Source organism: Pedobacter nutrimenti (assembly GCF_032678445.1).
GTDB lineage: Bacteria > Bacteroidota > Bacteroidia > Sphingobacteriales > Sphingobacteriaceae > Pedobacter > Pedobacter nutrimenti_A.
In genome coordinates this window covers 140,308-166,049 of the sequence record NZ_JAVTSQ010000009.1, presented here as the reverse complement: position 1 = coordinate 166,049, position 25,742 = coordinate 140,308, and the positions used below count along the sequence as shown (strand labels likewise).

The following is a 25,742-nucleotide window of genomic DNA, read 5'->3' as shown; positions in this document are numbered from 1 at the left end:
CGTACATTTGTACGGAATTGAAATCTATTCTTTTCATTCCATTAAACATTAAATACATATACATTGTTATTCAAAGAATTAAACCTGATTGAGCCGATTCTAAATGCGCTGCAAACAGAAGGTTATACTCAACCAACCCCCATACAAGAACAATCCATCCCAACTATATTAAAAGGCAAAGATCTATTGGGCTGTGCACAAACCGGAACAGGTAAAACTGCGGCTTTTGCCATTCCAATGCTGCAATTGTTATATAAGCCCCACAACAATACCAAAGGGCCAAAAACCATCAAGGCATTGGTTCTTACACCAACCAGAGAGCTGGCAATTCAAATTGAGGAAAGTTTCAAAGCTTATGGAAGAAACCTACCTTTAAAGTATCTGGTGATCTTTGGCGGTGTTGGTCAGAAAGCACAAACAGATGCCCTTCACCGGGGAGTTGATATTTTAGTCGCCACACCTGGAAGACTATTAGATCTGATGGGACAAGGCTTTATCAGCTTGCGCGATCTGGAAATATTTGTACTGGATGAAGCCGACAGAATGCTGGATATGGGATTTATCCACGACGTTAAAAAGGTAATTGCCAAACTTCCTGCACAGAGACAAACCTTATTTTTCTCTGCAACCATGCCTGGAGAAATTCAGAAATTGGCCAATACTATTTTAACGGACCCAACAAAAGTAGAAGTTACACCTGTTTCTTCCACTGCAGAAAAAATACAACAAGCCGTTTATTTTGTCACTAAAAATGATAAACGCAGTTTACTGAACCATATCCTTCAGGACAAAAGCATCGAAACAGCCTTAGTTTTTACAAGAACCAAACATGGTGCAGACAAAGTAGTTAAAGACCTGATCAAATCGGGCATTAGAGCTGAGGCCATCCACGGTAATAAATCACAAAATGCAAGACAAAGGGCTTTAACAAATTTCAAAGCCAGAACAACCCGCATTTTAGTGGCCACAGATATTGCCGCAAGAGGAATTGATGTAGATGAACTGACTCATGTGATCAATTATGAACTACCAAATATTCCCGAGACGTATGTCCATCGAATTGGCCGTACCGGCCGTGCGGGTTTAAGTGGTATTGCCTATTCATTCTGTGATGCAGAAGAAAAAGAATATCTAAAGGACATAGAAAAATTAATTGGTCTTTCGGTTCCTGTAGCCGAAGACAATCCTTTTGCCATGAGCTGGCAAAGTTTAATGGCTACGGCAGAAAAGCCAAAGGCTAAAAGCGGAAACCGCGGCGGCCAAGGCGGAAGACAAGGTCAGCCTAATGGTAAACCACAAGGACAACGTCAGGACCGGGAACCAAACTTAAGCGGAACAAAAAGAACGCCAAGCAGTGGTTCCAGAAGGTGGAGCAGCAAAGGAAAACCAAAAACTTAAGATCTATAAAATACAAAGGCCGGACAAAAATCCGGCCTTTGTATTGATGATAAATAAAGAAGATCTATTGCAAAACAAAAGTCATTACAATGGTCGGATCGTCCACGCTCGTCATCTTGCCATAGGTATTTTCACCGTCAACATAATAGTCAAAAGAAACCCGGTTGGCCAATATAAAATCATGTAACTTGACTATAATCTTTCCTGCATAACCGCCCGATGGTGCAGACAACAATGTAAATTTATATACACCATTTGCATCTACCGTATAAGTATAGGTCGAAGTCGTTACCCAGGTACTTGCTCCACCGCTTTGACTGGTATGCGCATTAATTGTCAATCGCTTATTGACTACATTCCAGGCAAAATTTATCCGTCCATAGTTAAATACATATCCCGTAACTGCAGAAGTAGTCAGGTTATTATGAAAGTAATTTAAAATAGCAGCACCATTAGCTGAAGTTCCTTTATAGATGGTCTTAAACTCAGAGAGCATTCCACTGTATTTACTGCCCCACAATTGGTAAAGCGGAACCAAAGGCGTAGCTGAACTTTTGAGGATATATTCTTTTCCACTGGCATCATATACTGCTAATGTTGTCTCGTTTTTCCAAACAAATTTCACAAAGCTGATGCCTTGGAAAACCAGGCCTTTATTAAGAATTACAGCGCCATCCAGCGTAAAATTAAATTTCTCAGTACTTGATGCCACAGTACTGCCATCTGCCAAGACTCCCGTAAAATCTACTCTCTTGCCATTATCAAGATCATTTGTCATATTGGGTGTTATTCCAATTTTCAATGTGGCATTACCAGAAACCAGCTCTATGTAAGGATTTTTAGTCATGGCGAAAAAGTTCTTGAATTTATTAATCGCCGTTTTATAACCTCCTGCTTCATAAATCGCTCTTTGTGCCGCAGTGGCTTTAACCAATTTAAAAGGCTGCCGGTATTTTTTTCCAATAAGAACTATACTGTCTGCAGTTGACCGGTCATAGATAAACTCTACATCACTGCTATACCCAATCTTACTTGCGCCTCCCAGAACTTGTGAATCCGGATCATCCAACATCGATATGTAGTTATAGGTATCAAAAACCAGATCTGTTCCCATATCCTGTTTGATTCTGTAATACGACTTTCCTACCTCCGCAGCGCTTTGGTCGGTCATATCAGCATACATTTTAACATTTTGATCTTTATCAAAACTCACATAAAAACCATACCCACCTCCTGCACTGGTAGGTAAAGAGGCAATCCAGCCATTTTCAGCGGATGTTAATATATTAGAAACCAAAGCCATCTGCTCTCCAACCCGCTCTTGAGGCGTCTTATCAAATTTAGCAACATAGGATGTTTTTTTGCAGCCCATCAATAATGATAAGAGTGCAATAAAAAATAATAATCTCTTCATTTTGTCTTAAATAAATTAATAAGCTAATGGTCCATAAAAATAATTTGCAGGGCTACCTTTCACGGAGAAACCACCATATTTCATATAGTTATCTGCATTAACACTTACAGGAAGCCAGTCTGCTACAAAAGTGTTGCTACTTAAATAATCCAGCATGGGCTGTACAGAAGATTGAAGTAAAGTGGCGTTTCCTGTCCATGGTCCATTTGATGTAAACTTAACTTCTCCCGTTGTGGAGTTCACATTCATATTGAAAGGATAATCTGCAACATATCCATTGGCCCCCTGGTTAAAACTAATCTCCAGATTGACCGTGGTAGCCGAAGTAAAATTGACTTTCATAAGATTGAATGTCAATCCATACCCGGGCAGTGCATTTACTGCTGTTTTTACCTGGTTATAGACTTGATTAAAAGCATCTGAACTACCATATTTCAGATAAACATCAGATTTCAGATCCAGCGACATCGAAGCAAATGCTTTTTTTGTTAACCAGTAGGGAAATTTGGATTCATTCAGGTTTAGCGTATTTTTCATATACAGCTGCACCTCTCTCTGTAATTCTTTAAAGTTGATACCTAAATTATTATAGTATGTAATGACATTCTGTTCTTTTTGGATCAACCTGCTTTTTCCAGCTGCAGATGCAGTATTTGCCCAGTTGTCATACCATACCTGCCCGTTAATTAATAACCAGCTAATGCTCTCTGCATAATCCTCCGTATACACTCCACTGGCATAACTGGTTACGAATCCATTCTTATGCGCGGAATCGATAGGCGTATCTTTATAGGGCTGTTTATAATAGCCTTTTGAAATGCTTTCGAAATCGGTAGGAATAGGAACGATCTGATTCAGGATATGGCCAAATTCGTGGTGCATGATTCTCTGTCTGTCCCAAAAATAGAACGCGCCGTCCGGAAGCGGAGCATAATCATTTAATCCGTATAAGGTTATCCTTCTTCCACCAGCAGCAGTCCCTGCTACACCAGGATCGTTGGAATCCGCATAAGCATAGGAACCAAATAAGACAAATTCTTTAGGAATGTATTTTTTAGAAAAGGTTTCACCGGCAATTTTCCTGTATGGCCCTATAAATCCATCCAGTACAGCCTGCATCGTCGGCTGGATATCCTCTAGTTTATTTGGGGTGACATTTGCCGTATTTCCATGGTAATACCTGTTGTACCGGTACACCACTTCAATATTATAAGCATCTAAAAAGTTTGTTTTCAGCCATTTGTCCAGCGCAGTATTGGTCTGTGGGTTGTCGGCATTAAAACTACTATAATCTACATCAAGATTTTCCGTTTTCCGGCATCCAATTACAGTTGTAACAGAGGCAGCAAAAAATATAAGTTTATATATAAGTTTCATAATATTCAATTTATCTGGGGTTTAATTCTATACCTGATAATTTAACCTCTTTTGGCAGTTGAAAAACCCTGCGTTTGTCATCGGACTTAAGTTCTGTAAAGGTTTCAAGGCCAGTTGCGTCAAAGTTATTGTGCACCACAGTAAGCCTGCGCCTGATGATATCAAACCACCTCATCCCTTCCTGCAGAAACTCTGCTTTCTTGGCATCCAAGATCGTTTTCACCAAACCCTCTTTAGGATCAGAGATACTGTAAAATGCGCTGATCTTAGCCAGTGTTACCGCATCAGTAGCAGGATTATATCCATTAATTCTAACACTATAGAAATCATTAATATCCTTTAAAGCCGCGTCAAATTGCCCCAGCTCCGCATAGGCCTCTGCCCTGTTCATCAGCGCTTCGTCAACAGTAAATGAAGCCGAAGTCAAATAAGGGAAGCCAATTCCCGGCCCGGTATTGAAGAAATAACCCTTGTACTTATAGGTGGTATAATTCGGTACACCATAAGACGGCACTCTGTTGGCCAGTATTTTACCCGTTACATTCGCTGTGGTAAACATCTTAACCAGATGATCACCGAAACCATGTCTTGGTGCGTTTTGATAATGGTAGGTAGAATAATTATTGGACAACAGGAGGTTATATTTTTGCGAACTGGAATTAAAAGCAGCATTAAATTCCTCCCCGGTCATATCTTTCAAAGTGGTTGTAATAGGGCGTATATTCCCCACAAAATCATTTCCGGGAACCGTTAGCGTTGCATGATCCACCGCCTTTTGCCATTCCCCTTTGAATAAATAAAAACGGGCAGCAAAAGCGTGAGCTGCAGCTGGTGTAAAATGGAATTTGGGCACTTTATAGGCTGAAGCAGAAAGCAGTTTGATTCCATCCAAAAGATCTTGCTCAATTTTTTCATAGGTCGATTTAACCGTCCCTCTGCTGTACTGTACAATAACCTTTGTTTCTGGTGCCGTGATATAAGGAACACCAGGAGAAGTGTTCGCACCGCCAATTTCATAAGGATTGGAATACAACATGACCAGCATGAAATGCGCATAAGCACGGGCCACCAGCGCTTCACCCTTATAAGGCAGTACAGCTGTACCCAGATCTTGTTTTTCTATCGCCTCCAATGCCTGATTGGCCGCAGCTATCGCCTCATAACAACCATTCCAATAGTTGGACGTTGAATTTGTCTGCGCACCAATTACATCAATCCAGGCATAAGGCAAATCAAACATCTCATTTGTACTTCCTATGCCTCCCCCCTTATCTTCTGCATTATCTGATGAAGATTCTGTAAATGTTAAATAATCGTAGGTAGGATAAGCAGTAGAGACCAGCTGGGCCACCTTATCTACGGAGTTGATTTCTGTTCTGTTATCTGGCGCCTCGTTTAAATATTTTTTACACGATGGTAAAACAAAGGGAACAAGGCTCAAAAGGATAACTGATATTTTATGTAGTTTCATATTTATTCTTATTAAAATCCAAATTTTAACGATAAAGTATACTGCTTGGCAACAGGCATAGCAACGCCACCAGATGCATAAAACTCCGGATCCTGCCCGTTCAAACGTTTATCAGCGTAAATAAGCCAAATATTATTACCCACCAGCGAGAGTTGCGCATTCGACATTTTGAGTTTTGTATATATCTTTTTAGGAATGCTATAAGTAAGAGACAATTGTCTGAGTTTGATATAGTCTCCTTTTACTACTCTTTCTGTAGAGTAATTGTATAGATTATACGGGTACCTGATATCTACAGTAGCCCCGTCTGCGCCAACTATCTTCGCCGCTGAAAGCGGGTCTAAAATGGCGGGTATGCTGGTAAACTTTTCATCTCCTGGCAGCACCCATCTGTTTAAGACATCCCGGCTTAGTGCCGTCAGATCATCATAGCTGCTTTTAACGGTTGGTTTTAAGCGAAGGAAATTTCCAGCAGAAAAGCCAAACAATGCAGATAAGCTAAATCCCTTATAAGAGAATTGATTATAAAATCCGCCTGCAAACGTTGGATCAACCGGGCCTTCATATTTTAAAAATGACAAATCATCATCCTGCAAACCGATATAAGTCGTCGCTTTCCCATCCGGCCCTATGAAAGTTGGGTATCCATAATCATGATTCAGACCGGCAAATTTCACAGAAAATAAACTTCTCTGAGAATAGCCCTCTACCGGAGCTCCATTGGCTGAAATTGACCTCCATACATTAGGTGCAACGTCCAGATTAGTTACTTTATTGGTATTGTATCCAAAATTAAAATTTGTTCTCCATTTGAAGTTTTCATGATCTATAACTTTGCCTGTTATAGCAAACTCAATACCATGGCCTTTCATCCCTCCGTAATTCGCCGTTTTTTGATACTGACCTCCAATCCCTGAAGTTTTAATATCACCTATCAAATCAAAAATATTTCTGTTGTATACATCAACAGTTAAGTTCAATCGGTCATTGAGCAAAGATAAATCCAGTCCAATATTAAAGTCCTTGGTTTTTTCCCAGGTTAACTGAGCATTCTCTAAACTTGAAATGAAAGTTTGTACCTCCTGGTCATTTATATTTGGTCTCCTGGCAATTTGATTATAAAAGACGGCAGAAGAATTTGTCGCATTGCCGATACTGGCAACCAAGCCATAGGAAGCCCTAAGTTTAGCGGCTGTTAAAATACTGTTCTTTGGCCAAAAGCTTTCTTCGTCAATGTTCCAGCTACCCGACACATTCCATGTAGGTAACCACCTGGCCACCGTACTTTTTCCCATCAGATTAGACCCATCATAACGACCAGACAACTTCAGGGTATATTTTTCTTTATAAGTATAGGCTGCATTGGAAAAATAGGCAATGTAACGGTCCAGGCCGTACCCCATCCCAAAATAAGGCTTACCAGTTTCAGCAGCCTGTTTGAAATAATGGTAGTCAGAGCTCACCAGACCTCCATTTTCATACTGATAACCCGCACCGTCAAAATACTCATTCTGCCTGTCCGCATACCGTACCTCCATTGCTCCAAAAACATTCAGGTTGTGGTCTTTATTGAATGTTTTATTGTACTGCAGATTTTGTCGGAAATAATAGGATTTCAAATTATCTCCAGTCATTTTATAAAAGCCGCCATCAGGAAGAACACTCAGCGGCAAACCATTCGGAAAATCCGGATCTTTATATAAATTGGGATTGTTCTGAGCAGAAGTGGCATCATCAACAGTTCTAAATGACGTAGCCATATTGGAGTTCTTTAAGATATAGATCTGGCTTTCTGTTCTCGTAAATCTATAAGCACCATCCAATGAATAAGTCAATTCAGGTATAATCTTATAATTTAAGCCTCCCTGAACTTTAAAGTCGATCATTGCCAATTTTAGATAATTGGTATTCAACTCATTCAGGATATTAAAAGGTGCACTATTTTGTCTGAAATATTCGAGGTTTCCATTTTCATCATATGGCGTAATCAACCTACTGGTATTCAACGCATAATTATAGGGATTAATGTCAAATCCTCTATAATAACTACCATAAACAGGATCAGATTGCAAGACCGTTGTTCCAGGAGCCTGCTGGTTACGAACAGAACCATTTGCCAGCAATTCGCCACTTAACTTATCGCTTAATTTAAAATTGGCTCTATAATTCCCTGTAAAACGATCTACACTATTACCTATTGTTTGTCCATCATCATGCAGAAAGGAGGTAGAAGCATAGGTTTGAAATTTTTCTGTGCCTGAATTAATGCTGATGGAATGGTCCTGCTGCAAAGAATTTTTAAATAAGACATTGAACCAATCCGTATTTGCATTGGCATATCTGGACAAGAATGCAACCTTACTGGCATTATCATTTCTGAGCGCCCAGGTTTTTGTGGTTTCATCATAGTCATACAGCATGTTGTACATTTTATAGAAGATCCCGCCCGTATTGCCTCTGGATGCATCCGGGATCTGATAATATCCTTTATTCTGCATCTCAATCATAACAGCCATCTGGTCTGCAGAATTTAACACATCAAAACTTGAATAAGATGGTTTCGCATAGGTCGTGAAGTTTCCACTATAGCTAATCTTTGGAGCACCTTGTGTTTGCCTGCCTTTTTTTGTGGTTACAACGATAACCCCATTCATTGCTCTTGCACCATACATACCCGTCGCGGCCGCATCTTTCAGAATATTAAAACTCTCAATATCGTCTGGATTTAAACCCGCCACCGAAGAGCCAATTAAGGTATTCGCATCTCCGGTTGTCAAGGCTTCATTAGAGATATTGACAACATCTTCCAAAATGATACCATCCACAACCCACAATGGCTTATTGTCGCCCGAAAAGGAAGTTGCACCACGTACACGAATCTTAGGTGCAGCACCAAACGTTCCTGAAACATTTTGTACAGTTACTCCGGCAACCTGCCCTTCAAGCATCCGGCTAATGTCGGGAACCCCATTTCGTTCTGCGTCGGATGCCTTTACCAGGGTCGAAGAACCCGTAAACGTTTTCTTGTCCAGGGTTTGATAACCTGTTGAAATATTAACCTCCTTCAATACGCTCACGTCCTCCTCCAAACTGACATTTAAAGTTGTTCTTCCGGCAACATTAACTTCCTGTGTCTTATACCCGATGTAACTAAATATAAGTGTTGCACCAGCATCTGCATTAATCTGGTACTGGCCTTCTCCATTTGTAAACGCAGAGACACCTTTACCCTTTTCCCGTACACTTACGCCTGGGATCGGATGGCCCCTTTGATCTGTAACACGACCTTTTATCTGGACAGCCGTAATGTAAGCAGATATCCTGTCAAAAATAGTCTTGTCCTTTTCCTTGATCACCACTATTTTATCCAGAATCTCATAGGAAAAAGGTTGATCTTTAAAGCATAAATTCAATGCCTCTTCCAGGGTCCCGTTCTTAATTTTAACATCTACTTTACTTGCTCTTTCCAGTAAACGTTCATTGTAGAAAAACTGATAACCACTTTGTTTACCAAGATCTGTAAAAATCTGGGTGAGCGGGGTATCTCTTTTATTAAGATTTATGCTTTGGGCTATTCCGGCCGCACTTAACTGCATAAATGCGGAGAATAAAAAAACGAAGGTTAACTTCATAATTCGCCAAATTTGATTGCGTACCTGCCATTTTTTGGACAGCAGGCCGCAATGAATAATATTATTCATATTTTTGTTTTGGTTGGGTTTCTAATTAAACGGATTGCAAAAAAATGTTAAATGGGTGAACCCAGTCATTATAAGGATCCCGATCGCCATCGGGGTCCTTTATTTCTGATCACCTTTCGGGAGTTTAAATCCCGTCGTCTCTGTAGATTTTTTCCATGTTTTGGTTGTTTTTTGGATTTGAGTTGATTGATTAATTATTATATGTTTAATTCACTAGCATTTTTCGGCCTTCTATTCTGAATTTTATATCACTAAGTTCAAGAACCTTGATAAACTTACCCAAACTGGCATTCCGGGGAACTTTCCCTGTAAAACGATCGGCAGGAATATGACCTTGATAAACCACCTCCAGATTGTACCATCTGGCAGCTTCCCGTAATACGTTTTCGAGGCTTGTACTTTTATAATAAAACCATCCCTCCTTCCAGGATACTGCTTGTTCCAGGTTGGCCTGCACTACGCTTATACTCCCTGCCTGGTGAACCGACTGTTCTCCTGGTTTAAGGAGAACAGAATTTTCCAGAAGGACATTTTGCCCATTACCAAGGGGAGAAACCTTTACCGAGCCCTCTAAAAGTGTGGTTTTCACACCTCCATTTTCAACATAACTGTTGATGTTAAAGTGTGTCCCCAATACTTCCACTTCCTGATCCTTTGTTTTTACCTTAAAAGGATGTGCTTTATCTTTAGCGATCTCAAAGTAAGCCTCACCAGTCAGTTCAACCTTCCGGTCCGCTTTCGCTTTAAATGAAGTTGGGTATTTTAAAGAAGATTCTGCATTGAGCCATATTTTTGACCCATCCGGAAGCACAACCTGATATTCTTCTCCCCGCGCGGTAGAAATGATATTAAAAGCAGAAGTGATCTCCCTGTCTTCTGACTTTCCGTCCGAAGATTCCTTTATTTCATAAATCAATTTTCCATCTGCTGTTTTAGTAATGTTTACGCCAGCCTCTTCAGCCAGTTTTCCTTTAACTGCATCAGACAACACAATCTTTCTCCCATTTGCAAGCGTTAAGGTGGCTTTGTTACTTCCACCGGGGATACGATTAGCCATTTCCATAGTGACCGCAAAACGGTGCTTTGACCGCTGGATGAAGAAAATACCCAGGCAAAGAACAACAACAGCTGCTGCAGAAATGCGATAACTCCAGATTCTCAGTGCAGATGATTTTACTTTGGATTTACAGGGAGGTGCTACCAGATTTGAGCGTTTTAATGTTCCCTCCCAAATCTCTTCCTTCAAACGATCCAGATCAGTTTCATCATCGGCAAATCTCCGGCTCAGACTTTCTGCATTGTACCAGTTCTCCAACAGTCTGATTTCTTCATCAGTAGCCGTTCCTTTATTATATTTTTCAAGAAGTAGTGCAGCTTCTTTGTGGTTCATCTAAATTCAGTTAATGTATTTATAGATAAAACCGGGCAAAAGGACTTTGGGGGTAGAAGATTTTTAAATTATTTCAAAATAATCAGAGCAAAAACGAATATGCTCAGATTACTGATCTTTGGCCTTATAATTTTTAATGCATTTTGAACCTGCTTTTTCACCGTTTGATCAGATATATTCAGTTTTTCCGCAATTTCTTTATGTGAAAGATTCTCCTTTCTGCTCATTTCAAAAATTTCACGCATTTTTGGAGGCAGGTTAAGAATCTCCTGTTCAATAATTTGTGTTATTTTTTTTTCATCTACGCGGTCAATCGCACCAGGATCTATTTCCGAAACAAATGAAGCAATGGATTTAACATAATCGTTCCGAACCCGATGTTGCTCCATGAGATTTAAAACCCTGTTACGTGCAGCAACATATAAAAAACCTGCAAGATTTTGATTAGATCTGATTTCAGTTGCTTTAAGCCATAGTTTACTGAAAATTTCCTGGATGACATCTTTTGCTTCTTCTCTGTCGCGAAGCATTTTGTAAACATGTGCGTACATTACACTCCAGTAACGATTATAAATTTCAGTAAAGGCAGACTGGTCTCCAGACTTTAACAGGTCGGCTAATTCCTTATCTGAGTATTTACTGTATCTGCCCATAAATTAAAACTACTCCATTTAAGATTCTACTGATTAACCAGCATTATTCTTAACTAAAATGCGTAAATCTATCCGTAATAACAAAATATACTAAAAAAGGAACTTTAGATCAGATCGCTAAAGCCTATTCTTCTTCCTCGTTTTCTTTAAATGTACCTATACCAGCCGGTATGGTAAAATAGAATGTGGTTCCTTTTCCTTCTTCGCTCTCCAGCCAGATCTCTCCTCCGTGTTTGGCTACAAAATCACTTACAAGATTGAGTCCAAGCCCCGTTCCCTTTTCTCCCAACGTTCCAAAAGTCGTATAATTTGATTTGCTGTTAAACAATTCCTGCACCTTATCTTTAGGGATACCAATTCCGCTGTCACTCACAGAAAACTGTACACCTGTATCATTTTTAATCGCTTTAATTAATATCTCTCCGTTTTTATAGGAAAACTTAACTGCATTTGAAACTAAATTTCGAATAATCGTATCCAACATCGCTTTATCTGCACTGAGCTCTAAATCTGGTTCCACAGACTGCAGCACACGAATGCCTTTCTTCTCCGCCATAGGCAAAATACTGAGTAAGCACTTCTGTAACTGAGCGGCCAGGTCCTCAATGTTAACAGGATTAAAACTAACTGCATTAAACTGAGATTTGGCCCAGGTCAGCAGATCTTCCAAAAGCTCATTTGCACTAGACAGTTCCTGTTTCATCATAGAAAGATAGGTGTGTACTTCTTCAGCCGAACTGGATTGAAAATCATTTAACGTTAGATCCAGTAACTGTAAACTTCCTGAAATCGGGTTACGCAAATCATGTCCTATGATGGAAAGTAGTTTGTTCTTTTGCTCATTCGAGGCCGTCAATTCCGTATTTAATGCCTTCAGCGCATTATCTTGTGATTTTCTGGCCGTAATGTCCCGCATACTTCCTTCCGTTCCCACAACCAGGCCATTCTCCCGGATCAGTCTGGCATTCACTGAAGCATACCGGAGTTCCTGGTTAATTGTTTTCAATCTGGCTTCAAAGTCTATAACAAATCCATCTTTTTGCAGGCTTTCGATAATTCTGTCCCGGTCATGAGGGTAGTAATAAAAATCAATAACCGGCCGCCCAATAATCTCCTCCCGGGTATAACCGGAATACTGCAAGATAGAGGGGCTGATTTCGGTTACTCTTCCCTGCTGGTCTGCCTGATAAAAAACGTCCTGTACATTTTCAAAAATGGTCCGGTATTTTTTCTCACTTAACAGCAAATTCCCCTCAATTTCTTTTCTTTTGGTAATATCCTCTATCTGGGAGACATAGTGCAGGGGATGCCCCAAGCTATCTTTCAACATAGTTGCTGCAATAACCACCCATATCACTGATCCGTCTTTATGGATATACCGTTTCTCCATTTTGACGTTTTCGCGGATCCCATCTGCCAGTTCCTTCAGGCTTTCAGAACTTCTATGCAAATCCTCAGGATGTGTAATGTCCTGTATATACAATTGCTGTAATTCTTCTTCGCAATACCCAAGGATATCACATAAACTGGAATTGACCCGTTTCCACCTGCCCTCGGGAGAGATCAAGGCCATACCGATCAGAGAATGCTCAAAGGCTTGTCTAAACTGCTCCTCACTTTGATACAAGTTCTCTTCCAGCTGTTTATGCTTGGTAATATCAAAACTTACTGCTCCAACCAGATTCTGTTTCCCTGAGGCATCCATAAAAGGGAACTTATAGGTTTTAAAATACTGAGGATATCCATCCTGTCCGCGAATAGTCTGGAACAACTCCTTGCTTTGCTGGGTCCGGAGTACTTCCATATTATTAATGTGCGCATTTTTTGCGACGTCTGATCCAAAGATCTCTTCGTTATTTTTACCCACCACATCTTTAGGGAGATGCAGAGTTTCAAAAAAATCATTATTCGCATAGGTAAGGACATTCTCCTCGTTGGTAATCCAGCATAAACCAGGAAGGTAATCCATAAACAGACGAAACTGCTGGTCCTGGAAGGTACTCTGTTTATGGAGTGTAATATCTTCACTATATATGATCACGCCCCCCACATTTCCATGCTGACTTTTCCAGGCTTTGACCTCCCATTTCATCCACCTGTTATTCAAGGACGATGGCTCATTAATCTGATCTTCTCCTGACTGGTCTTTACCCCTAACAGCTTGCTCTAAAATAGTAAGCCATTCTCTGCTTCTTTCTGGAAAAATAGTGCAATAGGATTGTCCAATTACTTGCGCCCTTTCCATTCCATAGGTTTTTAACCATTGATTGGATACTGCCAAAAGCTTCAGATCAACATCCAAAATAGCAATAGGTATAGGACTGATGTGGAAGATCTGGAGTAAATCAGCAGCTGAAATCATACTTGGTCATTTAATACAACAAATATAACCTTTGAAATACAACGACTGAAACAAGAAAAATGTTATTTTTCTTGCAGGTTAAAAGCTATTTTCCAGAGACAGTCATTTGCGTACAGCAAATAATGACCAAAACCAATACCGATACCGCAGAAATTGTACGAAGGGTATTGAAGTTATTCCAGGCCCCTTCAAATTTCATTCTATGAACTGCAATCTCTGTTGGCCCGGCTGAAGATAAGTTGAAAGCAGCTAACTGATCATTTAAGGGGACATTTCCAAAAACAGTTACTCCAAAAACCCCAATAGTATAGATCAATGTGGCAATGGCCAATAGCCAGAACTGAATGGATAAAGGCCTGACATAAAACTGGTATGTGCTGAGCGGGAGTAAAACTAATGTTCCTATAAAACTCACAAAAAATACAGGATTTAATATGGCCTTGTTTATAGACTGCATTGCAGCGAGATAGTTTTTATCAGATAAACGGGATAAGCCAGGGATTACGCTGCAGGACCAGGAGTAGAACAGACCAGCTACCAGTGCAGCCATCGTTGCAGTAAGGACCAATACCACTACGGGTAATATGTTTTCTTTTGATTCCATGTTTTTATTTATTTGCCTAAAATTATGGAAATCAAGAGGCACGAAATAGAACAAAACCGACAACTTGTCAATTCAACAGCAACAATTCTCCTTGCTTAGGAAAGATCAGCTTTAAATTTTTCGTATTTGCTTCTTTAAGCTCTTTCCGTATCAACTCTTCTGCCTGTAAAGGTGGCTTAATATGAGTAATAATAAAGTTTACTTTTTCAAATGTACCCGCTTTGCAAAGATTTTTTAACTGCTCCAGTTCTTTAAAAAAAAGTTTTGGTGTAAGATGACCAAACAACAGATTTTCAGGCTGTTCATTTGGAAAAGAAACTTCCAGGAAAACAGCCTTCAACTCGTTTTTATTGATTAAAGGTGTAACCTGCTCCCATAGAAGACGCATTTTATCAGACTTCTCAATTTCATCTGCGCCGGTATCTCCGAGATAAAGCGCATAACTATTCTGATGCCCTACCAAAAAAGCTGTACTCTGATAAGGATTTCCATGACTCAGCGTAAAAGCTTTAACAGTCATCTCTGTTCCATCGAGAGGCCTTTCAACATTTTCTTCCAGTGCCGTATAACTATATTTTTTCAAGATTGGCTTTTCTCCTTCATTACCAAAATTGGCCCAGGCATCCCAGGTAAAATATTTATCTCTTAAAACTCCTAGTACCTTTGGCATGCCATAAATCTTTTTAACACTATCCTCCGGCGAATTAATGATCAGACCAGAAACATGATCGAGGTGTCCGTGTGATATCAAATACCCTTTGATTTGCCTTTTTAATACTTCATCAGGCTTTCCTTTCAGAACACCTCTGTCTATCGCTTTGCGTATCCCGGTATTTAAGGTTCCGGCATCCAGGCAGATATAACTGTCACTACCTTGCGGAGCAAGCAAATAGGCAGAAAGATTGTCCTCTTCTATCCCACCCTTAACACCAAGCGGAATGACTTTAAACGATGACGTACGGGACTGGGCAGATACCTGATGAAAAGCGGCAAGCACAATAAAAGCGATAAGACAAGTTTTTCTGAACATAATTTATAGAATTGCAGTGCACAAACTTAAATAAACAGATGAATAACCACGCCGGTATCACCATAAAAAAAGAGCAGTATTAAACTTGCTCTTTTATCTACATAAAAAACCCGGAAAAGGCCTTAAGTAAAGAACTTTATTTCGTTTTCACGAATTTAGAACCACAACCTTCTATACACATAATAGGTCCGGCAGGGCTCATGGTCAATTCACCATTGCTAATTTTAAATCTATAATTCTGCTCGGTTTTGTCTTTCTTAAAAAAAGTAAGTGTTACACTATCCTTCACAGAATAAGTCGAATAGTCACTATAGGCATTACCTTCGAGCACGCCATTATCTTTAAACGTGACCAAAAAAAGAGAGGCAGAATGCTCGGATACGGGTGTCCATTTACCCTGACCATTGCCAATATCAGCATAAGACGCGGAAAGTTTCCATGTTCCTGGTAGGGTTTCATCGACAACGAGTTTGGCTTTATCCTTGCTGCAGGATACCATAAGAAATAAGCAGGAAACGAAAAGGAATTTAGTTAAAGAATGAATGGATCGCATAATTTAGTCGTTTTGGTTATCGATATAAACGAAGCAAAAAAAAGAAACGCTACATCAAATACAAAATAACAATAAGTTTTTTAAGGGACAGAAATACTAAACTGCACTCAGGTATCAGGAAGGCTTAGGTCTTCCTGATGCGTATGATGCGCATCCAGTGCATCACTTTCATGACAGGATAAGTAGGATCAAACTCGAACCACCTTGATGCAAAATTTGGATTATTTGGTTTTTTGTGATGGTTATTTTGAAACAGCTCTCCTAACATTAAAAAGTCAAGCGGTAAGGAATTCTTGCTGTGATCATTGTTGTCATGATTAGAATAACCATATTTATGCCCGCACCAGTTTACAATAGCTCCATGTATTGGTCCCATTAAAAAATGAATAGGTAACAACAGAAACATCCACCAGGCCGTAGCAAAAGTAACATAAAACCACACGTAAAAACTGATAAAGATGATCCGGGTAACCCAGGAGTCACCAATTTTATCAATTATAGGCCATGATGGGTATTTATCCCTGAACTGCTCTTCAGGTTCAACATTGTATTTGGAATAATTCAGGTATATATTTTTAGTCTGGATCATCATTCCCCATACGTCTTTTACAAAATGCGGCGAATGCGGATCTTTCTCTGTGTCACTAAAAGCGTGATGCATCCGGTGCAAAATTGCGTAAGCACGAGGATTTAGAAAAGACGAACCCTGAGATAGGAATGTAATCAGATAAAAAAACTTCTCCCAAAAGGTATTCATTTTAAACATCTTATGCGAAGCATAACGATGAAGAAAAAAAGTCTGGGAAAAGAGAGAGAGAAACCAATGTAAAAGGAAGAAAACTAAAATAATCATATAAAGCACTGAATGTATACCAACGTAATCCGCTTACGTTAAACTGTTCAAACCTCAAAAGTAATCAAATTATGACGCTTATTTAGAATTATTTTGAACAGCTTTCAAATCTCCAAATAAAAATGCCGTGGATCTATTCAAATCCACGGCATTTTTTATTGATAAGGGAAATATTCTATCTTCCAAAATCATCCTGCACCCTAACGATATCAGATTCGTCAGAAGGATTTTCAGGATCAGTATGCTGCCAGATTTCGGAAACTATACCCCAGTCTTTTAAACCAATTAAACGGTGTCTTTCTCCTTTTTCAAGTTTTACCCTGGTACCAGGTGTAAGCGTTTTCACTTCTCCCTGCTCATCCGTATCACTGGTAATGATGCCCACATTTCCACTCACCACCTGCCAGATTTCAGCACGACGATGGTGATATTGCCATGATAAACGGGAATCAGGAGCAACCACCAGGATCTTAGGGCTCAATTTGCCGCTAATCTTAAGGTCATTAACATTTAATCCATCAAAGTAGACATTGGCAAACTGTTGTGCCTGTTCTTCATCTATCACGAAAAAACCACCCCATGGACGGGTATCATCAACGTTAACTACGTTGAAACCTTCGATCTTAAGGCGTTGTGTAACGCCGCTAAATATTTCTTTCTTTTGATCTGACATTTTAAATCTTGTAATTGATTGACCAAATATAACAGATGAGATTTATTTTTTAACAGCCTTGCCTATTAATTTATCAATCCTGCTTACAATATAATCAATATCAAAAGGCTTTTTAATATAATCATCTGCCCCTGCTGTTATGCTTTTCTCTTTATTCTGATCATTTGCAGACATCACAATTACGGGAATATGTTTTGTAAAGAGATCACTTTTTAAATCTGAACAAATATCAGCACCATCACCATCAGGCAGCATCACATCCAGAATAAACAAATCGGGCACAGAATCCCTTAATTTGGACTTTAATTCACTAAAAGAGGAAGACAACTGCAATTCATATCCTTCATCTTTAAGCAGAAATTCAATAATATATCTGATGTCAGTATCATCTTCGAGAACATGTATCCTTTTTACCATAATTTAAATATTTGTTGAAATGCTTTAACAGCAACAATATTGCCATAAAATTCAAATCGGGCATATATGTTACATTTTTGTTTAACTTAATCGTTAACGAGTGTTAATTATTTATGAACTGTTTAATAATTATTACATTTTTACAGACATAACTGATAAAGAACTTCATGATCTCTTCTAAACCATACAATTTTCTTTTTTTTCTGATGTTCATTACCCTCGGAAGTTTCGCTCAGCAAAAAATTCACTTAAAATCTGGTGATCTCATTTTCCAGGACCTGGATTGTGGTCCGCTTTGCGATGCCATCAATGCCGTTACACAGGGATATGGAGGCAACAAATTCAGTCATATGGGCATGGTCTATCTGCGCAATGATACGGCATACATCATAGAAGCTTCGGGTAAAGATGTACACATGAGTACACTAGAGGCCTTTCTTGGCAAGTCCAAGCATCCGCATTACGTTGGCCGGCTAAAAAAAACATACAAATCTCTTATACGGCGCGCTTTAACCTATTCTATCCACCAGTTTGGTGTACCCTATGATGACCAATATTTGTATGATAACGGAAAATACTATTGTTCTGAATTGATTTACGATGCCTTTAAATATGCAAATAATGATCATCCGTTCTTTGAGTTGCTTCCAATGACCTATAAACAACCTGGATCTGATACTTATTTCCCTGCATGGAAGGCATATTTTGATCAATTGGGCGTACCGGTTCCAGAAGGCAAACCCGGTTGCAATCCTGGGGGAATTTCACTTTCTCCTAAACTTGACATTCTGGGCGTGTACTCAAATTAAAACTAAAAATCTATAGGTATTAATACCTGAATTTTTCAGGCAATTCTACGCTTTCAAAGCACTTTAATTTTGCGTTACTTTGTGTAAACCAACCAAATAGAAGGCCACAAATAAAACGCGGCTAACGATTTGCATATAATCAACCAAAAATTAAAGTTTTATGAAAACCTTAACCCAATCATTCCCAATCTACATTGCAGGGATCATCTTCCTGCTTGGTTTCTCCAGATGCAGGCAAATTGATCCTGACCAACGCTATCCGGTGAACATCGACAGTGTACAGGTCCACAAAATTTCCCTGGGTACAGCCATTCAGCTCACCTCCGGATTTAAGAAAGGCAAAACAGAACTTAACCGCCAGCTCAACAATTCAACCTACCTGGAAAAAGCATTTAATATGCCTTATTCTGAAAGATTTAATAAAGACGCTATACTTGCGCTCCTGAACCAGCACGGTGCAAGTGGAATAAGAATCTATATGGGAAAAGATAGCCTGGGCCTGGTCCGTCTGATCTTAGTGGGGACAGATGGAGAGAATCATGATATCCTGCCAAAAAGATCCAATATCCAGTCTCTGAAGAGCATGTCTTCTGAGGGACTCATTATGGAAACCGGCCAGCGTTGTCCTACTATTTGCTCGTTAAGTCAATTAGATGGCTATTAATCATTAAAAAATGTTTTATGAACCTGCTCTTCACCTTTTTCTTAAGCCAATCCATATTGCTGCCTATTTTGATTGCATTCCTCCGCTTGAGAAAAAGTTTCGACCTGCAGTTTCTTCCCTTCATTATTTTACTTGGCATTGCTTTTATCTCTGAAATCAGTAGTTTCTTACTGGTCGACATCTACCATAAAAGCAATGCCATTTCAACCAATATCTACAGTTTACTCGAATGTCTAATTATTCTCTATCAGTTCTATCTTTGGGGATCTGTTAAACATAAAAAAACACTTTTTATCTGTCTGGCCTTGCTCACCTCAGGCGTATGGATTATGGACCATCTGATTTATCAGCATCTCTTCAGTTTCAGACCTTATTTTAGGATTTTCTACGCCTTTATTATCGTATTACTCAGTATCAATACCATAAATGCCATGATTGTTCAATATAAAGGCAACCTGTTCCGAAATACCAGGTTTCTTCTCAGTATGGGATTCATGATCTTTTTCATTTATCAGATCATTTATGAAGCCTCATTCTACATTGGATACGACAAATCTCTGATTGCGGGGAAGATCATTCTGTTTTTCGGTTACCTCAATTTTTTCGTAAATGTGATTTTTGCAGCTGCAGTTTATTTCATACCTTCCCGGGAAACTTAATATGGAAGATAAGATTCTTCATACGGTTCTTTTCATTTCCCTGCTAATTGCAGTCATTATCGCTTTTTTTATTATTTCCATCATCCGCTACCACAGGCGTTATATCAGCTTGCAGAGAGAAAGGATCAGGGCGGAAATCATGATGCAGGAATCGGAAAGAAAAAGGATTGCCAATGATCTTCATGATAGCCTTGGACCATTGCTTTCGGCAGTAAAATTAAATATACAAAGTATAGATGTACAAGAATCCGAGGATAGCCGGATCATCCACAAAGCAGGGCAGCACATCGATGAAATTATTAAAAGCCTGAGAGAAATATCTTACAATCTAATGCCCAATACCCTACACAGAAAAGGGCTTACCGATGCTATTGAAGAATATCTTTACCGTTGCAGCTCAATTCACGGGCTCAAGATTAAATTCCAGGGGCCCGGACTTGAAAAAGTTACAGCCGAAAATGAGGTCCACTTGTTCAGGATCATACAGGAAACAGTACACAATGCTGTTAAACACGCTAAGGCAACGTTCTTACAAATCTATACTGTTGAAAAGCCGGAGGAACTGGTACTCTATATCAAAGACAATGGTGTTGGCTTTGAGTTGGAAGACGTGCAAAAGAGCTCTACAGGCCTCGGTCTGAAAAGCATGGAGAGCCGCTGTGAACTCATTGGTGCTTCCTGTAAAATACAAACTTCAAGAAATAAAGGCTGTGAAATTATCATTAAAATACCAGTGAATTAATTTGTAAATTTAGAACAACATGATTCCCCCTATCACCATTGCAATAGCCGATGACCACGAAATCTTTTTAGATGGTCTCTCTCTAATGTTATCCAGACAGCAGAACTTCAGCATTTGCGGGCAGGTTTCTAATGGACTCCACCTGCTTGAACTTGTAGGTTCAAAGATGCCAGACGTTGTGCTTACCGACATTAAAATGCCCGTTATGGATGGAATAGAAACCACAAAACTGATCCGGCAAAAATACCCGGAAGTTAAAGTGATTGCACTATCTATGTTTGATGAAGAGAAGTTGATTATTGAGATGCTCGAAGCAGGGGCCAGCGGTTATCTGTTAAAAAATGCGCATAAAAATGAGATCATAGATGCCGTGACCAGTGTATACGACGGTAAAAACTACTATTGCAGCCATACTTCTTCCTTGCTGGCTTCTATGATTGTCCGCAGCCGTTTTAAATCGGGGAAAGAAAAAGAAATCTCCTTTACAGAACGAGAGAAAGAGATCATCAAACTGATTTGCCAGCAATACACCGCTCAGCAAATTGCAGATAAAATATTTTTAAGCAAAAGAACTGTTGAAGGACACAGAATAAAGATTATGGAGAAAATCAATGCAAGAAATATGGCCGGTCTGGTTATTTTTGCTCTCAAGAACAACATCATCAGTGAAGAAGATATATTATGAGGCTATCCAAAAGGGTTTAGATAGCCCCATAATATAGCATCAATAAGCTTTTAGAACCTCATCTAAATGAGCAGCTAACGCAGACGCATTTTCAATATTAAACACCATTGGCGGCTTAATTTTCAGGACATTATGCAAAGGACCATCTGTACTGATCAGAAAACCACGCTCTTTCATTTTTTCTACAATTTCATCAATTTGCGGAACCGCAGGGTTCAGATTTTCCCGGTCAGTAACCAATTCTACGCCTACAAATAAACCTTTGCCTCTTACATCTCCAATGATCTGGTGTTTTGACATCAGCTTTTTCAGTTCCTCGATCAGGTAATTCCCTGTTTCCAGCGCCCTTTCCTGCAATTTTTCTTCCCGGATCACTTCCATCACGGCAATTCCGGTTTCCATAGAAACGGGGTTGCCACCATAGGTATTAAAATACTCCATACCATTATTGAAAGCTGCAGCCACTTCCTCCGTGACCACCACTGCGGCAAGAGGATGACCATTACCTATAGGCTTACCCAGAACAACAATATCTGGCTCCACATCCTGTAATTCAAAGCCCCAGAATTTCTCACCCACTCGTCCAAAGCCCACCTGTACCTCATCTGCAATACACAAACCACCGGCTTTGCGCACCAGGGCATAAACTTCTTTCAGATAACCATCCGGAAGAGGAATCTGTCCGCCTACGCCAAGTAAAGTCTCACAAATAAAGGCAGCGATACCCGTCCCTTGTTCTTTAAGCTGTTTAATGGTATCCGAAATATCCGAAGCATATTTTTTACCAGCTTCCGGATCTCCATAACGGTAAGGCCCACGATAAAGGTCCGGATTCATTCCCTTATGGATATAAGACTGCTGGCCAGCCCCACCTGGCCCATCAAATTTATAAGGACTGAGTTCCATAGCCACAGTGGACGTACCATGATAGGCATGATCCAGCACGATGACATCCCTCTGTTTGGTAAAATGTCTACTGATCCGGATCGCCAGATCATTTGCCTCGCTACCCGAATTGGTAAAGTAACATACTTTCAGCTTTTCAGGTAACGTAGCTGTAAGCAAACGCGCATATTCCACCAGGCTGTCGTGCAGGTAACGGGTATTGGTATTCAGTCTGGCCAGTTGTTTTTGCATAGCTTTCACCACTACCGGATGGCAATGACCAACATGGCTTACATTATTGACACAATCAATATATGTTCGTCCCTGATCGTCATAAAGATACTGTAGCGCTCCCCTGCTGATCTTCAGGCTTTTACGGTAACTGATACTCAGATTCGCTCCAATATGCTCTTTTCTTGCTTCTTTTAATGCCGAATAGGCCTCTTCAGGAACAAATACGGACGCATATCCGCAACAAAGGTTAAATCTGTTCCTGGCAAGCAGAGGATTGATTTTTATCCACTGGTATAAAAGTGTCCAGGCATCCTCCTCTGAAATAAAGTGGTGCGGATTATTACTTTGGGTTCTTTGATGCGCAGAAGTACTTACACTCATAGACAAACGGGCCGCAATGAGGTAATACAATACCGAAAGTTCAGTTTCAGTGATCGGATAAGTTTTATGATAACTTTTTACCAGCCGTTCTGCAATAGCCAGTGGATCTGGCTGTTTAAACATGGCATATGTACAAGCAATGGCCAGATTATGCACCAATTGACTTTCCACCATATCTCCAAAATCTATAATTCCCGTAACGGTTCCGTCTTTAACCAGCACATTATAATCATTCGCATCATTATGAATAACCGCTTTTCTTAACTGATTTTGCAGGGGTAGTACCTCCATCTCATACTGCAGCAAAAAGTAAGCAGCCATGGTTCTTTTTTCATGGTCCTGAATATGTACCAGCTTTTTTCTGCTGTCCAATACCTTGGCCAGGTCCCATTCGGTATAGCGGTAAGCTGCTGGATGCTTAAAATCTTCCAGATACTTATCCATCATAGCCAGCTGTGTACCCAGGCTATCCATAACAACAGGCAGTCGTACAGCCGAATGGCCCATAAAAGTACCGTCAAGATAGGTCAACACCCTTAATGCCAATGCAGCGTCGCCCTGTACAAAAGAAATCAAAGCATTTCCTTCCTTATTTTTAACTACCTTTTGTATTGCATCATGTCCCTTTTGCTCCAGATGCTGCATAGCTTTTAACTGTGCTTCCAAAAACGGCAACTGATCTGCGCCGCTGGTAATTTTTGCAATAAATTTTTGTCCGGCATGGTCCTCAAGCAGGAAATTCTGATCCTCATAGCCCTCCATCTTTTGTACGGAGACTTCCATCTGGTAATGATCGGTGATGAGTTCTTTAATATAGGTTTCGGAAAGTATCATAACTTGTTTTCTTTTAATAACATTAATAAATGGGCTGCAGACCAACTGAAATTCATGGCATTCAACCCCTTACCAGAAATGGGATGGTAATTTTCACGTATAGGCCCCTGGGCAGACAGTCCTTCTGCATTTTTCAGGAGCTGCTCCAGCAAACGAGCCGCCTCCTTCGTATAACCATATCGCTGCAATCCGCTTAAACCAAAATATACCTGATCTAACCATACCGGACCTCGCCAATATCCTTTCAAGGGATCAAATCTCGGATGATCAGCAGCCAGTGTTGGTAAAGGAACAAACGTATTAAATTTATGCTGATCCTGCATCACTTTTAATACAGCTTCTGCCTGTCCTGCATCGGCAATCCCACACCACAATGGGATCCATCCTTCAGGCCCTTCGGCTTCCATCCACTGGCCATCCAATAATTTATCATGGTAATAGCCCTTCTCTGCCTGATAGAAAGTTTCGTTTATCTTACTTTTTAAGGATGCTCGTCCGCTTTCCCACTGTCTGGCCTCTTCGGTCAAGCCGATGGCACCAGCGATCCGGGCGAGGTAACCCTTTTCTGCATATAAATAGGCATTGAGGTCTACGGATTCCTGATTAAGCGACCAGGCAGAATCATTGTTTTTCAATAATTTAGCCAGATCAAAGCGAACGGCATTATCCATCCCACTTTCCCAGGCAGCAGCAATTCTCGTCCCGTCTGTTGACCCGTACTCACAAAGTCCATTCCGATTGTGGTCTCTGTTTGTATACCACCATTGATGGTACTTAACCAGCATGGGATATATACGCTTCAAAAAGGTGGGATCTGGTGCCTGTTCTTGGATTTTCCATACACTCCAGGCAGCCAAAGGTGGTTTGGTATCCCGCCAGTTGTTTTCTGTTTTATCCGTATACACACAATCAGCCACCATGCCATACTTATCCTGATAGTCAAACATGGATAAAATATTGCTTTTGGCCAGTTCAGGATTAAAATAACTTAGCCCGACGGCCTGTTTCCAGCTGTCCCAGCTCCAAAACCCATAAAACCCCTGGTAATTCAGCGATGGAAATACCCCGTCATGGAGCAGGTCCTTTGCCTTAGTCCTCCAGTTCGTGATCAAGGTGACCACAGATTTGACTGCAATCCTGCGCTGCATGGGATCTTTAATCTGCTTTCCGGGTGCATTAAAGTATTGATCAAGATAATGGCTCCAGCGCAGCTGGTTTGCCCGTTGCGCTTTTTTAAAATCTGTATACCCGGACAAGGAAAGGGTTAAAGCTTTTTCAGGGTGATAATACTGCGCATATACTGTCTGATAAACCCCGCCTGAGGCCAGGCTTACAGGCAACTGACTGGCATGATAGGTATCTTTCAGAATCTTAATGTTCTTTTGACCGGAAAAATTCAAACGAAAAACATGGTCCTTATCAAACAAAACAGCAATACCGTTTTTATCCTTTTTCAATTCGGCATCTTTCAAAAGTACCTGACCCGACCAACTCAATTCCAGTTTACGTTTCTGTAAGGAAAGATTAGAGATCTGTGTTTGCACCATAGCTTCCATGCTGGAAACATAAATAAGCCGTAGTGTGATCCGGAGTCGTGCCACCTGGATTTCCTGTTCCAGCATTCCAGGATAATAATGCTGCACTATCCGCCCTTTTCTCAGATCTATAATCTTTCCTCTTTCTTTCACAGATAATTTAGCGATCGAATTGGCCAGCCACTGGCCACTCATATCCATGACCAAAGGGCCAATAAAAGAACCGTAATCTCCACTATCCGAAGGTAAGGTATAGGCATGCCATGCACCTAAATCAGCAAATACATTCGTTTCAATTCGGTCTGGCCGCTGGACTTGATAACCTAACTTTAAAACATCAGGGAAATTGCTCCGGGTATTTTGTGCATAAGAAAAACTCAGCCCAAAACTGAGCAGTACAAAAAATAATTTCTTCATA

Annotated in this window: 21 protein-coding genes; 6 read left to right on the top strand and 15 right to left on the bottom strand. The window is 40.1% G+C overall.

All coding sequences use genetic code 11. The annotated features are described in order from the left end of the window. Positions 1-63: 63 nt before the first annotated feature. Positions 64-1,398, top strand: coding sequence for a DEAD/DEAH box helicase (locus R2S08_RS17455; protein ID WP_108555457.1), 1,335 nt, complete (start codon positions 64-66; stop codon positions 1,396-1,398). Positions 1,399-1,462: 64 nt separating this feature from the next. Here the strand turns inward: R2S08_RS17455 and R2S08_RS17450 are convergent, their stop codons facing one another. The 13 genes from R2S08_RS17450 to R2S08_RS17390 all read right to left on the bottom strand — a co-directional run bounded on the left by R2S08_RS17450 (position 1,463) and on the right by R2S08_RS17390 (position 17,896). After that, positions 1,463-2,812 carry a DUF4302 domain-containing protein gene (locus tag R2S08_RS17450; RefSeq protein WP_316836341.1) on the bottom strand — a complete coding sequence of 450 codons (1,350 nt, stop codon included), beginning with the start codon at positions 2,810-2,812 and terminating at the stop codon, positions 1,463-1,465. A 15-nt stretch (positions 2,813-2,827) separates the two neighbouring features. Then, a complete protein-coding gene (locus R2S08_RS17445; RefSeq protein WP_316836340.1) occupies positions 2,828-4,189 on the bottom strand; it encodes a substrate import-associated zinc metallohydrolase lipoprotein in 1,362 nt (453 codons plus the stop codon). A gap of 10 nt (positions 4,190-4,199) precedes the next feature. After that, positions 4,200-5,660: a RagB/SusD family nutrient uptake outer membrane protein gene (locus R2S08_RS17440; protein WP_316836339.1), complete on the bottom strand. Its 1,461-nt coding sequence runs from the start codon at positions 5,658-5,660 to the stop codon at positions 4,200-4,202. An 11-nt stretch (positions 5,661-5,671) separates the two neighbouring features. Beyond that, the gene (locus tag R2S08_RS17435; protein ID WP_316836338.1) at positions 5,672-9,292 is read right to left on the bottom strand and encodes a SusC/RagA family TonB-linked outer membrane protein; all 3,621 of its coding nucleotides are present in this window, start codon (positions 9,290-9,292) and stop codon (positions 5,672-5,674) included. A gap of 274 nt (positions 9,293-9,566) precedes the next feature. Next, positions 9,567-10,751, bottom strand: coding sequence for a FecR family protein (locus R2S08_RS17430; protein ID WP_316836337.1), 1,185 nt, complete (start codon positions 10,749-10,751; stop codon positions 9,567-9,569). 68 nt (positions 10,752-10,819) lie between these two features. Further along, positions 10,820-11,404: an RNA polymerase sigma-70 factor gene (locus R2S08_RS17425; protein WP_316836336.1), complete on the bottom strand. Its 585-nt coding sequence runs from the start codon at positions 11,402-11,404 to the stop codon at positions 10,820-10,822. 124 nt (positions 11,405-11,528) lie between these two features. Continuing rightward, the gene (locus tag R2S08_RS17420) at positions 11,529-13,766 is read right to left on the bottom strand and encodes a PAS domain S-box protein (protein ID WP_316836335.1); all 2,238 of its coding nucleotides are present in this window, start codon (positions 13,764-13,766) and stop codon (positions 11,529-11,531) included. Positions 13,767-13,851: 85 nt separating this feature from the next. Next, the gene (locus R2S08_RS17415; protein WP_316836334.1) at positions 13,852-14,370 is read right to left on the bottom strand and encodes a DUF1772 domain-containing protein; all 519 of its coding nucleotides are present in this window, start codon (positions 14,368-14,370) and stop codon (positions 13,852-13,854) included. Positions 14,371-14,437: 67 nt separating this feature from the next. Beyond that, on the bottom strand, positions 14,438-15,400 hold the full coding sequence (locus R2S08_RS17410; protein ID WP_316836333.1) for a 3',5'-cyclic-nucleotide phosphodiesterase: 963 nt from the start codon (positions 15,398-15,400) through the stop codon (positions 14,438-14,440). A 136-nt stretch (positions 15,401-15,536) separates the two neighbouring features. Continuing rightward, positions 15,537-15,953 (bottom strand): hypothetical protein, encoded by a 417-nt coding sequence (locus R2S08_RS17405; RefSeq protein WP_316836332.1) that lies wholly within the window; start codon positions 15,951-15,953, stop codon positions 15,537-15,539. A gap of 124 nt (positions 15,954-16,077) precedes the next feature. Continuing rightward, entirely contained in the window at positions 16,078-16,806 is a 729-nt protein-coding gene (locus R2S08_RS17400) for an acyl-CoA desaturase (protein WP_108549608.1), read from the bottom strand. Between the two features lie 175 nt (positions 16,807-16,981). Further along, positions 16,982-17,479, bottom strand: coding sequence for a phosphoheptose isomerase (locus tag R2S08_RS17395; RefSeq protein WP_316836331.1), 498 nt, complete (start codon positions 17,477-17,479; stop codon positions 16,982-16,984). A 42-nt stretch (positions 17,480-17,521) separates the two neighbouring features. After that, complete coding sequence (locus R2S08_RS17390; RefSeq protein WP_316836330.1) at positions 17,522-17,896, bottom strand: response regulator transcription factor; 375 nt, start codon at positions 17,894-17,896, stop codon at positions 17,522-17,524. Positions 17,897-18,063: 167 nt separating this feature from the next. On the opposite strand from R2S08_RS17390, the gene R2S08_RS17385 reads away from it, so the two are divergent. The 5 genes from R2S08_RS17385 (at position 18,064) to R2S08_RS17365 (ending at position 21,455) form a co-directional block, all read left to right on the top strand. Continuing rightward, the gene (locus R2S08_RS17385; protein ID WP_316836329.1) at positions 18,064-18,705 is read left to right on the top strand and encodes a YiiX/YebB-like N1pC/P60 family cysteine hydrolase; all 642 of its coding nucleotides are present in this window, start codon (positions 18,064-18,066) and stop codon (positions 18,703-18,705) included. Between the two features lie 160 nt (positions 18,706-18,865). Then, positions 18,866-19,369 carry a hypothetical protein gene (locus tag R2S08_RS17380; RefSeq protein WP_316836328.1) on the top strand — a complete coding sequence of 168 codons (504 nt, stop codon included), beginning with the start codon at positions 18,866-18,868 and terminating at the stop codon, positions 19,367-19,369. A 17-nt stretch (positions 19,370-19,386) separates the two neighbouring features. Next, complete coding sequence (locus R2S08_RS17375; protein ID WP_316836327.1) at positions 19,387-20,028, top strand: hypothetical protein; 642 nt, start codon at positions 19,387-19,389, stop codon at positions 20,026-20,028. A 1-nt stretch (position 20,029) separates the two neighbouring features. Then, positions 20,030-20,770: a sensor histidine kinase gene (locus R2S08_RS17370; RefSeq protein ID WP_316836326.1), complete on the top strand. Its 741-nt coding sequence runs from the start codon at positions 20,030-20,032 to the stop codon at positions 20,768-20,770. 19 nt (positions 20,771-20,789) lie between these two features. After that, positions 20,790-21,455, top strand: coding sequence for a response regulator transcription factor (locus R2S08_RS17365; protein WP_316836325.1), 666 nt, complete (start codon positions 20,790-20,792; stop codon positions 21,453-21,455). A gap of 39 nt (positions 21,456-21,494) precedes the next feature. Here R2S08_RS17365 and R2S08_RS17360 read toward each other — a convergent pair whose 3' ends face one another. Next, on the bottom strand, positions 21,495-23,789 hold the full coding sequence (locus tag R2S08_RS17360) for an aminotransferase class III-fold pyridoxal phosphate-dependent enzyme (protein ID WP_316836324.1): 2,295 nt from the start codon (positions 23,787-23,789) through the stop codon (positions 21,495-21,497). Then, positions 23,786-25,741: an MGH1-like glycoside hydrolase domain-containing protein gene (locus tag R2S08_RS17355; protein ID WP_316836323.1), complete on the bottom strand. Its 1,956-nt coding sequence runs from the start codon at positions 25,739-25,741 to the stop codon at positions 23,786-23,788. Before R2S08_RS17355 ends, R2S08_RS17360 begins: the two co-directional genes overlap by 4 nt. Between the last annotated feature and the right edge of the window lies 1 nt (position 25,742).

What these genes read in the sequence shown, in the direction of transcription:
- R2S08_RS17450 (WP_316836341.1), bottom strand. Translation starts at nt 2,812, where the DNA reads ATGAAGAGATTATTATTTTTTATTGCACTCTTATCATTATTGATGGGC.
- R2S08_RS17445 (WP_316836340.1), bottom strand. Translation starts at nt 4,189, where the DNA reads ATGAAACTTATATATAAACTTATATTTTTTGCTGCCTCTGTTACAACT.
- R2S08_RS17440 (WP_316836339.1), bottom strand. Translation starts at nt 5,660, where the DNA reads ATGAAACTACATAAAATATCAGTTATCCTTTTGAGCCTTGTTCCCTTT.
- R2S08_RS17435 (WP_316836338.1), bottom strand. Translation starts at nt 9,292, where the DNA reads ATGAAGTTAACCTTCGTTTTTTTATTCTCCGCATTTATGCAGTTAAGT.
- R2S08_RS17430 (WP_316836337.1), bottom strand. Translation starts at nt 10,751, where the DNA reads ATGAACCACAAAGAAGCTGCACTACTTCTTGAAAAATATAATAAAGGA.
- R2S08_RS17425 (WP_316836336.1), bottom strand. Translation starts at nt 11,404, where the DNA reads ATGGGCAGATACAGTAAATACTCAGATAAGGAATTAGCCGACCTGTTA.
- R2S08_RS17420 (WP_316836335.1), bottom strand. Translation starts at nt 13,766, where the DNA reads ATGATTTCAGCTGCTGATTTACTCCAGATCTTCCACATCAGTCCTATA.
- R2S08_RS17415 (WP_316836334.1), bottom strand. Translation starts at nt 14,370, where the DNA reads ATGGAATCAAAAGAAAACATATTACCCGTAGTGGTATTGGTCCTTACT.
- R2S08_RS17410 (WP_316836333.1), bottom strand. Translation starts at nt 15,400, where the DNA reads ATGTTCAGAAAAACTTGTCTTATCGCTTTTATTGTGCTTGCCGCTTTT.
- R2S08_RS17405 (WP_316836332.1), bottom strand. Translation starts at nt 15,953, where the DNA reads ATGCGATCCATTCATTCTTTAACTAAATTCCTTTTCGTTTCCTGCTTA.
- R2S08_RS17400 (WP_108549608.1), bottom strand. Translation starts at nt 16,806, where the DNA reads ATGATTATTTTAGTTTTCTTCCTTTTACATTGGTTTCTCTCTCTCTTT.
- R2S08_RS17395 (WP_316836331.1), bottom strand. Translation starts at nt 17,479, where the DNA reads ATGTCAGATCAAAAGAAAGAAATATTTAGCGGCGTTACACAACGCCTT.
- R2S08_RS17390 (WP_316836330.1), bottom strand. Translation starts at nt 17,896, where the DNA reads ATGGTAAAAAGGATACATGTTCTCGAAGATGATACTGACATCAGATAT.
- R2S08_RS17385 (WP_316836329.1), top strand. Translation starts at nt 18,064, where the DNA reads ATGATCTCTTCTAAACCATACAATTTTCTTTTTTTTCTGATGTTCATT.
- R2S08_RS17380 (WP_316836328.1), top strand. Translation starts at nt 18,866, where the DNA reads ATGAAAACCTTAACCCAATCATTCCCAATCTACATTGCAGGGATCATC.
- R2S08_RS17375 (WP_316836327.1), top strand. Translation starts at nt 19,387, where the DNA reads ATGAACCTGCTCTTCACCTTTTTCTTAAGCCAATCCATATTGCTGCCT.
- R2S08_RS17370 (WP_316836326.1), top strand. Translation starts at nt 20,030, where the DNA reads ATGGAAGATAAGATTCTTCATACGGTTCTTTTCATTTCCCTGCTAATT.
- R2S08_RS17365 (WP_316836325.1), top strand. Translation starts at nt 20,790, where the DNA reads ATGATTCCCCCTATCACCATTGCAATAGCCGATGACCACGAAATCTTT.
- R2S08_RS17360 (WP_316836324.1), bottom strand. Translation starts at nt 23,789, where the DNA reads ATGATACTTTCCGAAACCTATATTAAAGAACTCATCACCGATCATTAC.
- R2S08_RS17355 (WP_316836323.1), bottom strand. Translation starts at nt 25,741, where the DNA reads ATGAAGAAATTATTTTTTGTACTGCTCAGTTTTGGGCTGAGTTTTTCT.